Source organism: Bradyrhizobium sp. SHOUNA76 (genome assembly GCF_023006445.1).
Lineage (GTDB): Bacteria > Pseudomonadota > Alphaproteobacteria > Rhizobiales > Xanthobacteraceae > Bradyrhizobium.
This window is the reverse complement of record NZ_JALBHA010000202.1, coordinates 1-10126: the sequence shown is the minus strand read 5'-3', so window position 1 is coordinate 10126 and position 10126 is coordinate 1. Positions and strand designations below refer to the sequence as shown.

The following is a 10126-nucleotide window of genomic DNA, read 5'->3' as shown; positions in this document are numbered from 1 at the left end:
CGTGTTCCGGCGCGATCGCGCCCTCCTTGGCCTCGACATCGCCGACGAAGCGAAAACCCTTGCGGGCGATGGTGCGGATCAGCGCCTGGCTCGCGCCACTGTCCCCGACCGCCTTGCGCGCGGCGTTGATCCGGCTGGTTAGGGTGGATTCCGAGACGCTGCGCCCGTGCCAGATCTTGTCGATCAACTCGTCCTTGCTGACCACCCGGTCGCGGTTCTGCATGAGGTGGACAACGAGATCGAAAACCTGCGGCTCCACGGCAACGGGAACCTGCTCGCGGCTCAGCTCGCGCAAGTCGGTATCGAGGAGGTGGTCCCTGAACAGAAACTGCACGTCAAAAACTCAGGCTTCGTTACGAAATCGGACAGGCAAAATGACAAAAATGAAATTTGGGTCGAAAACTGTGAGTCTGCCGAAGGGGATGCTTGGTTCATCGCTACCGAAAGATGGCTGTCATGCCGTTCTCGGAGGGGAATATAATCGCGGACAGAATGTCGCGGCGGGCCGATTGCCAATGGGATCATGATCGCCCATCCAACACCGTCATCCTGAGGCGCCGGAGCCTTGCGGCGCAATTGCGCCACTGGGCGGAGGCCTCGAAGGATGGACGGTCCGGCTGCAGCGCGGCCGCTCGTCCTTCGAGGCCCCCATATCTCGCACCTCGGGACGACCGGGTGAGAGAGTGACATGTCGTCATAATGCCGTCGCGCGGCAGATGTGGCGAGCGGTGAATGTCCTTTGCCGAACTGCGCCGACTGCGTAAGCTATCGCCCACACAAACATCAACCACGAAGAAACTCCCATGCCCGCCTTTTCCGCGTCCACCACCGTGCTCGATTCCATGCTGTTTCGCGATGCCTTCGGCACGCCTGAGATGCGCGAGGTGTTCTCCGACGTCGCGCTGGTGGCGCGCTATGCCGAGGTCGAGGTGGCGCTGGCAAAGGCGGAGGCGAAGTGTGGCGTGATCCCGCAGCAGGCGGCCGAGGCGATCGCGGCGCGGACCGACGTCGCCGCGCTCGATTTCGAACTGTTGCGGCAGGAGACCGACATCGTCGGCTATCCGATCCTCCCTCTGGTCCACCAGATGGTGAAGCAATGCGGCGAGGCCGGCCGCTACGTGCATTGGGGCGCGACCACGCAGGACATCATGGACACCGCCGTGGTGCTGCAGCTCCGCGCTGCGCTGGAGATCGTTGCGCGCGACATCGACGAGCTTCGCGGCATCCTGGCGAACCTCTCGAAACGCCATCGCGACACGCCGATGGCAGGCCGCACCCATCTCCAGCAGGCGCTGCCGGTGACCTTCGGCTACAAGACCGCGATCTGGCTCGCAATGTTCGATCGTCATGCCGAGCGGCTGGCGCAGTTGAAGCCGCGCGTCCTGGTCGGACAGTTCGCCGGCGCCGCGGGCACGCTGGCCTCGCTCGGCGACAAGGGGTTCGAGGTGCAGGAGGCACTCTGCTCGGAGCTGAAGCTCGGCGTTCCCGCCTCGACCTGGCACGTCGCGCGCGACGGCTTTGCCGAGGCCGTCAACTTCCTCGCGCTCGTCACCGGCTCGCTCGGCAAGATCGCGCTCGACATCATGATCATGGCCTCGACCGAGTTCGCCGAGGTCTACGAACCTTTCGTCAAGGGACGCGGCGCCTCCTCGACCATGCCGCAGAAGCGCAACCCGATCTCGTCGGAGCTGATGCTGGCGGCCTCGAAGGCGGTGCGCCAGCACGCCGGCCTGATGCTTGATGCCATGGTGCAGGATTTCGAGCGCGCCACGGGTCCCTGGCACGCCGAATGGATGGCGATCCCCGAAAGCTTCGTGTTGACCGCCGGCGCGCTGCACCAGGCGAAGTTTGCACTCGCAGGTCTCATCGTGGACGAGGCGAAGATGAACGACAATCTCGCCATCAGCCGCGGCCTGATCGTGGCCGAAGCGGTCATGATGGGGCTCGCGCCGCAACTCGGCCGGCAAGAGGCCCATGACGTGGTCTATGACGCCTGCCGTCAGGCTAGCGACAAGGGAATGAGCCTGGCCGATGCGCTGTCCGCGGACCCGCGGATAGCGAGCCGCATCGACCGCGCCACAATCGAGGCGCTCACCTCACCAAAAAATTACCTCGGGCTCGCGCCTGCCATGGTTGACCGGGTGCTGAATTCGGCAACGCGTTGAAAACCAATATCCGTGAAACTGCGTATCTTCTCGGTGTCGCAAGGTGCTCGCGCACTTGCGCCTCACGATGCTAGACTTAGATTGAACGAGAGACTTTCGGCAGAGGGACCCGCATGACTGATCACCGCAATTCCGCACCTCCCATCGATCCCGCGAAACTCGACCGGCTGGCCGAGGTGGCGGTGAAGGTGGGCCTGGGCTTGCGGCCGGGGCAGGATCTTCTTTTGACCGCGCCCGCGATCGCTCTGCCGCTGGTTCGACGGATTGCCGTGCATGCTTACAAGGCCGGTGCCGGCATCGTGACGCCGATCCTGTCGGACGAGGAAATGACACTGGCGCGCTACCGCCACGGCCACGACAGCAGTTTCGATCGTGCCGCCAGCTGGCTCTACGAGGGCATGGCCAAGGCGTTCTCGGACAATACTGCGCGGCTCGCCATCGTCGGCGACAATCCGATGCTGCTGTCGGACGAGGATCCTTCCAAGGTGGCGCGCGCCAGCAAGGCCAATTCGATGGCCTATCAGCCTGCGCTGGAAAAGATCGTCAATTTCGACACCAACTGGAACATCATCGCCTATCCAAGCCCGTCCTGGGCCAGGCAGGTATTCCCTGATGATGCCGAGGACGTCGCGATCGGCAAGCTCGCCGATGCGATCTTCGCGGCGTCCCGCGTCGACCGCGAGGACGCGATGGACAATTGGGCGAGCCACAATGCGGTGCTGCGCGAGCGCACCAATTGGCTGAACGGCCAGCGCTTCCGCGCTCTGCAGTATTCGGGGCCGGGCACCGACCTCACCATCGGCCTTGCCGACGGCCACGAATGGGAGGGCGGCGCCTCGCTCTCCAAGAACGGCATCAGCTGCAACGCCAACATTCCGACCGAAGAGGTGTTCACAACGCCGCATTGCCGCCGGGTCTACGGCCATGTCGTGAGCTCGAAGCCGCTGTCCTACCAGGGCACGCTGATCGACAACATCGCCGTGCGCTTCGAGGACGGCAAGATCGTGGACGCAAAGGCCTCGCGCGGCGTGGAGGTCCTGAACAAGGTGCTCGACACCGATGAGGGCGCCCGCCGCCTCGGCGAAGTGGCGTTGGTGCCGCATTCATCGCCGATCTCGCAGAGCGGGCTGTTGTTCTACAACACACTGTTCGACGAGAATGCAGCGTCTCATATCGCGCTTGGCCAGTGTTATTCGAAATGCTTCGTCAACGGCGCGCAGCTCACCCCGCAGCAGATCGCGGCGCAAGGCGGCAACCAGAGCCTGATCCATATCGACTGGATGATCGGCTCGGCCGAGACCGATATCGACGGCATTTTGCCGGACGGCAGTAAGGTGCCGGTGTTCCGCAAGGGCGAGTGGGCGAAGTAAGGCGCCGCTCGTCATGCCCGGGCTTGTCCCGGGCATCCACGTTCTTTGTGCCCGCTAAACGTGGATGGCCGGGACAAGCCCGGCCACGACGATGTGGGAGCTTCAGCGCTCAAACTGGCATTATACGCGTTCACGCCGCCGCGTTGCGCAGCATCGGATTGTTGTCGATGCTGAAACGGTTGAACAGGGTCGTGAACGGGCTGCCATCGGTGGCCCGCACGATGGCGTCGGAAGCTGCGATTGCTTCGTAGAGCGCGCCGACGGGATCGTCTGCCTCACCAAGCTCGAGGCTCCTGCGGATCTCGTCGCGCGCCTCGTTGATCTCGTCCTCGTCGTCGAGCGTCGCCTCCATCGCCTCCGCCGCGCGCCGCATCTCATGGAGGTCGCCGCCGCCGGAAAATTTGAGGATGTCGAGCCAATAGGGGCGGGCGACGACGAGCTGGACGAACGCCTCGAACGTGCCAGCGATAATTCCCGCACGGCCCTCCGATGAGACGTAGAGCATATTCTGCGACGGCAGCAGCACGAACGCGCCGCCTGAGCCGTCACTGCCGATCTGTCGGGGATTTTCGATGCCGTCGATGGTGAACCAGGGCTCCTCGTCCGACACGAAGGAGACATCGAGGCTGATGAGCCGGGCGACGACGGTGCGATCGGCTGTCACAACCTCGGGCGTGAGGGGCATCGGCGTGGCTCCGTTTTGGTGCTTCCGCGCACTTTGTCGCACCCCGGAAAGGATCGGTTCATGTGCGCGAATTTGCAGGGAAATCGCCGCGTTAACCGCTTTGCCTCCGCAACTCCAGGCTGATTTTCGCGGCCTCCGTAAGAAAGAATTAAAAACCGATGACTAGCGTCCCCGACATCATTCTAGACAATCCGGGCCGAGACCCGGCCATATTTAATATATCGCCTGGGGAAGAAGATGTCGCGCACATTGATTGAAATCGGTAGTTGCAATGTCGACCTCGAGCTGCGGCCGATCGAGCCGTCCTGGATCATCGAGGGCAATCCCGTGTCGCGCTCGCGCGTGCTGTCCACCAGCGCCGACGGCACCGCTCAGACCATCATCTGGCATTGCACCGAAGGCCGCTTCAACTGGTACTACGATATCGACGAGACGATCATGATCATGGAAGGATCGATCGTGCTCGAAAGCGACGGCATGCCGCCGAAGCGCTACGGGCCTGGCGATGTCATTTTCTTTCGCGACGGCGCGCATGCCAAATGGCATGTCGAGGGCCACGTCAAGAAGATCGCCTTCTGCCGCAAGACCAATCCCGTGATGATCGGCTTCCTGATCCGCGTGGTCAACAAGCTGAAGAAGATCTTCACCTCCAGCGGCGAGCGCCGTCCGGCCTCGCTGATGGGTGCCGGCTAGTCTCTAATTCAAGGACGCTTCCCAGCGGCCACGACGAAGAGGGGTCGGGATCACATCCCGGCCCCTCTTCTTGTCATGATGGCAGCTCGAGCCGATAGACGTCGATTGCGGTCTGCGAGAACAGCGCCGTCTTCTCGGCCTCGCTCAGAGACGAGGCGATGCGCTTGAAGGCGTTGAAGATCACCTGATAGCTGCACTGGCCCTTGTCCGGTGGGAAGTTACTCTCGAACATCGCGCGTCTGGGGCCGAACGCCTCGATGCAGGTTTCGATATAGGGCCGCCAGGCCGCGGCAAGCTCCTCGGATGACGGCGGCCTGTCGCGCAGATGGAAGTCGTAGCCGAGCAGGCACATTGCGAGTCCGCCGAGCTTGACCACCACGTTCTCGCATCTTGCGATCTCCCGGATCGAGGTGCGCCATTGCGCAAACACCTCCTCGCGCCGCCCTGCAAAGCGGCCGATTCCGGCCGGGCCGCCGCAATGGTCGAGCACGATTCTGGTGTCGGGGAAGGCGCGCGCAAGCTCGGTGAGCTCATCGATCTGCGGATGGAATAGCCAGGCATCGAAGCTGAGCTTCAATGGTGCAAGGCAGGCAAATCCCTTGCGGAAGGTCGGGTCCTGCAACAATCCTCTCGGCCTGTTCGCATACATGCCGGCGACGGCAGGGTCTTCGTCCCAGGCCGACGAATGCCTGATGCCGCGGAAGCGGCCGTTGCCGGCCGCGATCTCGGCCTCCAGCACCGGCTTGGCCGCGTCGCCCTGCAGCAGATTGGCATGGCTGACGATGCCGGCGCAGATCGCGGCCTTGCCGTAAGCACCGCTCGCGCTCATCGCGGCGACCCCGTTGGCGAACTCGACTTCGCCGACGGGCCGGAATGCCTCGGGCCCATGCGCGCGGTACATCGAGCGGCAATCGACATAGACGGTGGCGAGAATGTTGTGGCCGGAGGCGATTTCATCAGCCATCTCCTCGATCAGATAGCGGTGGGCGCGATTCCAGAGATGGTGATGGGGGTCGACGATCGGCCGCAAGGGATCGATGATCTCCTCCTGATGCAGCGCGAGCCAGTCCTCGCGCGGCTCGACGAACAGCCCGCTCGTATTGGCGGGCACTCCGCTTGCAGCCATCGGCGTTCACTCCCTTCATGCTTCTTGTGCCGGGAGCCTATCATCTCGTCTCGTCACGCAGCAGCGCGCGTTGAGCAACCGTACCCGTCGCCGCGAGCACGGCGATGCCGTCGTCACCGCTCGTGCCGCTTCGCCTTCACATCGACGACCAGCCGCCAATCGGTTGCATCGGCCGGTTTGACCTCGCCGAGCCAATGGAAGGAGGTCCTGGTGATCTCCGTAAAGCTCCAGCGCGTCAGCTCGCCGGTTTCGGTCGTGCCTTCCTGCACGATATCCTGTCCACGCGGACGGCCGATCTGCTGGCGGAAGATGCTGCGGCCGGGATCGAACCAGGAAATGCGCCACGCATCGATGGTCGGATCGTAAACGCGCAGCGTCGTGCCGTACCAATTGCCGGCGATTGGGAAGGCCTGAGAGCCAGCCCGGCGGGGAATGATCCAGACGTCCTGGACGGCGCGGCCCTCCAGCACCCAGCCAAAATGGATTTCGCCAGGCGCGCTATGTTTCGCGCCATCGGAGCCATGGGCGGTGATCTCGGCATCCCAGTCGCCGACGAAGCGGCCATAGAGCTGGAGCGCAGATGCATGCTCGGGATTTGGACCATCCGCGTGCAAAAGTCTGCCAAAATCGGTCATGTCGATCTCCTGTTGAGAGGAGATCAGCACGACCGGCCGACCGCCGGCTTGGAGAAAATTGCGCCTCAGACCCCGTCGAGGATGATCACCGTCGGCTTCGAGGGCAGCGCATCCCGCGACATCCGGAACGAGCGTTCGGTGCGATGGTCGATCTCGAAGTCCTGCCCGATCCGGCGCATGAAATCGTCGAGCGGCGTGGCAAAGCGATGCATCGGCAGCACGACGGAGGCGCGCAGCCGCTTGGTAATCTCCGAGATGCCTCCCAGCGTCATGGTGTAGGTCCCATCGATCGGCACCATCACGATATCGAGCCGTCCGATCTGGGCGAAATGGCTGTCGTCGAGCTTGTGATGGAGGTGGCCGAGATGGCCGATGCAGAGGCCCGCGACCTCGAAGATGAAGATCGAATTGCCGTCGCGGATCATGTCGGCGCCGGCGTCGTCGCCGAAATAGCGGCGGATGTCGGTCGTGACATTGCGGACGAAGGTGTCACTGATGCGCTCCGACACGATCGCCGGCTTGCCGTCCTCGCTCCAGCCATGCAGCACGTGGGGAATGCGCCTGTCCGGGAATAAGGTGTAGTGCGTGCTATGGGCCCGGTTCATGGTGGCGACATCGGGCAGCCGGCCGACCTGATAGGCGCCGCTATAGTCGGTGGCGATGCGCAAGCCCGCGGGCGTGTCGACGTAGTAGGTGGAATGGCCGGCGTAGGTGATCTCGACCTCGGCGGGGCCGGCCGCCTGCCGGAACGCGACCGGCATGGCCCGCGGCGCGACATTGGCCATCGCCAGGCATTCGCTGCGGGGCAGCTGCTGGGCGAGGCTAGGTGCGAAGGATACGCTGAACAGCGCCAGAGCCGCTGAAACCAATCGCCACATGCATCCGTCCCCGATGTGTCAGGGGAAAGTCTAGCGTGCAATGCAGTGCGAGGCCAATGGGTTGCGATCAACAGCGCGTCAGTGTCGCACCCTCACTCCCGCCGCGGACGAACTTTCAAGGCGCCGGCAATCCGGCGCGAAGCCAGCCCAACATCGCGCCGCTGGTGTTCTGGATGCTCAACGCCTAGGTGGAGACATCGGTGGCAATGCCGGCCCAGCCCACTTGCAGCGGCACGGGGGTCGCCTCGGGCTCGGGCCGCGACCACATTAAGCATAGACTCAGCCTCGGCTTGTTCCGGTGTCGGGTCTTGCCTACCCATGTCCAATGGACGCGGCTGCAAATATCACCCGATATCATGCGCTCGACAGCTGGCGTGGCATCTGTGCTTGCATGGTTGCGCTGTTCCACTTCGACGTGATCAGCCATCTGTCCTTCCTGCCGCTCACCAGAAATGCCTATCTGTTCGTCGATTTCTTCTTCGTGTTGAGCGGCTTTGTCATCGCGTCGAACTATCGTTCGCGCCTTGCTGAGGGCTTCGGCGCGGGCCGCTTTCTCCTCCTGCGGCTCGGGCGGATCTATCCGCTGCATCTTGTGACGTTGCTGCTGTTCATTCCCATTGACGCTGCGAAGGACGGTGTTGGCCCGAACCTCCTGCAGGCCATCGTCACCAACGTTCTTCTGCTGCAGGGGCTCGGCGTCAATCCGCAGAACTGGCTGAACTTTGCGAGCTGGAGCATCAGCGCCGAATTCGCCGCCTATCTGATCTTCGCCGCGGTCGTCAGCAGGATCGGACCGGCGATCTGGCCCTGGCTGATCCCGATCATTGCCGGGCCGGTCGTGCTCGCCACCATCAGCCCGGATGGGATGAATGCGACTTACGACTACGGTCTCGCACGCTGTCTCTACGGCTTCGCGCTTGGCGTTCTCTCGTTCGATCTACGAGAGCGCTTTCCGGTGTTGCGTGCACGCCTGACGCCGTCCGGTGAGACATTGCTGGAGACGGCGAGCGTCCTGCTCGTCGTCGGCTATGTCTCTGTGGCCGGCAGCAGCGTCACCTTGCAGGTGGCCTCGCCGGCGGTGTTTACGCTGGTCGTCCTGGTGTTCGCACGTGAAGCTGGCGCGGTCAGCCGCCAACTGACGGTGCCGTTCATGCTCGCAATCGGGATGCTGACCTATTCGATCTACATGCTGCATCCGCTCGTCAGGGCCGTAGTGCGGGCGATCCTCATGGTCGTCGAGCGCCTTGGGCATGCGGACCTGTTCGTCAATTACGCGTTGAGCTCGGGCCATGAGCCGACGAAGGTGGTCTCCATGCATGGATCGCTTTGGCTTGGAGATCTCCTGCAAATCGCGATGCTGCTGTTGACGGTCTTGCTGTCGGTCGCCACGTATCGTCTCGTTGAAGAGCCCGGGCGCAACTGGGTCAGGCGCTTGATGGATCGACGGAACGTCGCCGCGGTACGCCGCGCCCAGCCGGCTTTCGACACCTGACGTCCGTAGCTCTAGAGCATGCGCCTCATTCCCGCCTTGGGCTGCACTTCCAGGTAATCGCAACGAGACTCGCGGTGATCAGGCCGCTGACGATACCCGCGATGGGGAGCGCAAGCAGCAGCGCTGCCGTCGCGGCCCAGCCGATCGAGGAGAAGGCTTCGGCGAAGGTCGCGAGCCGCGACGAGGTCTGGCGGCGGCGGAATTGGCTGCGCCGGGCCTGCACCCGGAACCAGAGCTGGATCGCGGTCGCCGAAGCCGCGCTGATGATGATCGCGCCGGCACTGATCGCGGCCTGGTAGAGCGAGGCGAAAGCGAGTGCCGCGACCAGCGGGCAGAAGATGACGGCGATCGCGATCAGCACCACCTCGATCTTGGCGCGGGTGACGCTGGATGGCGTCAGCGGTGCGGTTGCGACGAGGTCGGGGGCGTCCTCGCCCGAGATCGTCAGCCAGGCGAGCCCGCCGGCAAGCTGTCCGGCTGCCATCACGATGACGGGCGTGATCAGCGTCAGCGCCGCGGAGCTGTCGGCAAAATTGCGCCAGAGCAGCAGCGCCGGCGGCACCAGATAGAGCAGCTGCATCAATGTCTGCGAGATCAGCCAGGGATCGCGCCAGAGCAGCGAGAATTCCTTGCGCCGCAGCGCGTGCTGCCGCGACCCGTCGCGGAATGGGCGCTCCTTGGCGCGCTTGCTGCCGGAGGTGCCGTAGGCTGCGGCATCGATCGCCGTGTCGGCAAAGCGGCGCGAGAAGATCGCCATGACGCTTCCAAGCAGCACCAGGGCGGGCGCCAGGAGCAGCAGCAGCGCTTCGCTGTCGCCCATCACCGCCCGCGCCGGCCACCACCAGATGCTGTCGACATCGGGAGCATGAGCGGCCAGGCTACCCGAGGTCAGGATGGTGAAGCGCGACAGCGTGCCGTAGGACACGATCGCGGCGACCTGGAGCGCGATCACGAAGCCGGCGCCGATGATCGCGGCGAGGATCTGGGCAATGAGGCGCGTCCGCGCCGGGCCGATCAGGCGAAACAGCAGGATGGTGACGGCAATCGCGACCGCCGCGGCCGACAGACCCATGGCGACGACG

10 protein-coding genes are annotated in these 10126 nt (G+C 63.8%); 4 read left to right on the top strand and 6 right to left on the bottom strand.

All coding sequences use genetic code 11. The features are described from left to right. Positions 1–334: transcriptional regulator (locus tag MOV74_RS20520; protein ID WP_246926070.1), on the bottom strand; the 334-nt coding region annotated here is incomplete at its 3' end. Positions 335–803: 469 nt separating this feature from the next. Here MOV74_RS20520 and pcaB point away from each other — a divergent pair. Together pcaB and MOV74_RS20510 are read left to right on the top strand one after the other, a co-directional pair. Beyond that, positions 804–2165, top strand: a complete 1362-nt coding sequence (pcaB, locus tag MOV74_RS20515; RefSeq protein WP_246926067.1) for a 3-carboxy-cis,cis-muconate cycloisomerase — start codon at positions 804–806, stop codon at positions 2163–2165. 113 nt (positions 2166–2278) lie between these two features. Then, positions 2279–3535: an aminopeptidase gene (locus MOV74_RS20510; protein ID WP_246926064.1), complete on the top strand. Its 1257-nt coding sequence runs from the start codon at positions 2279–2281 to the stop codon at positions 3533–3535. A gap of 130 nt (positions 3536–3665) precedes the next feature. Here MOV74_RS20510 and MOV74_RS20505 read toward each other — a convergent pair whose 3' ends face one another. Next, a complete protein-coding gene (locus MOV74_RS20505) occupies positions 3666–4220 on the bottom strand; it encodes a hypothetical protein (RefSeq protein WP_246926061.1) in 555 nt (184 codons plus the stop codon). A gap of 237 nt (positions 4221–4457) precedes the next feature. Between MOV74_RS20505 and MOV74_RS20500 the strand changes: the two genes are divergently transcribed. Next, positions 4458–4913, top strand: a complete 456-nt coding sequence (locus MOV74_RS20500; protein WP_246926058.1) for a cupin domain-containing protein — start codon at positions 4458–4460, stop codon at positions 4911–4913. Between the two features lie 73 nt (positions 4914–4986). Here MOV74_RS20500 and MOV74_RS20495 read toward each other — a convergent pair whose 3' ends face one another. The 3 genes from MOV74_RS20495 to MOV74_RS20485 all read right to left on the bottom strand — a co-directional run bounded on the left by MOV74_RS20495 (position 4987) and on the right by MOV74_RS20485 (position 7552). Continuing rightward, a complete protein-coding gene (locus MOV74_RS20495) occupies positions 4987–6039 on the bottom strand; it encodes an amidohydrolase (protein ID WP_246926057.1) in 1053 nt (350 codons plus the stop codon). A gap of 113 nt (positions 6040–6152) precedes the next feature. Beyond that, positions 6153–6674, bottom strand: coding sequence for a hypothetical protein (locus tag MOV74_RS20490; protein WP_246926056.1), 522 nt, complete (start codon positions 6672–6674; stop codon positions 6153–6155). A gap of 65 nt (positions 6675–6739) precedes the next feature. Continuing rightward, on the bottom strand, positions 6740–7552 hold the full coding sequence (locus MOV74_RS20485) for an MBL fold metallo-hydrolase (protein WP_246926055.1): 813 nt from the start codon (positions 7550–7552) through the stop codon (positions 6740–6742). 325 nt (positions 7553–7877) lie between these two features. Between MOV74_RS20485 and MOV74_RS20480 the strand changes: the two genes are divergently transcribed. Beyond that, a complete protein-coding gene (locus MOV74_RS20480; protein WP_258719541.1) occupies positions 7878–9044 on the top strand; it encodes an acyltransferase in 1167 nt (388 codons plus the stop codon). Between the two features lie 25 nt (positions 9045–9069). On the opposite strand, the gene MOV74_RS20475 is transcribed toward MOV74_RS20480, so the two are convergent. After that, a partial coding sequence (locus MOV74_RS20475) for a permease (RefSeq protein ID WP_246926053.1) occupies positions 9070–10126 on the bottom strand: 1057 nt, incomplete at its 5' end.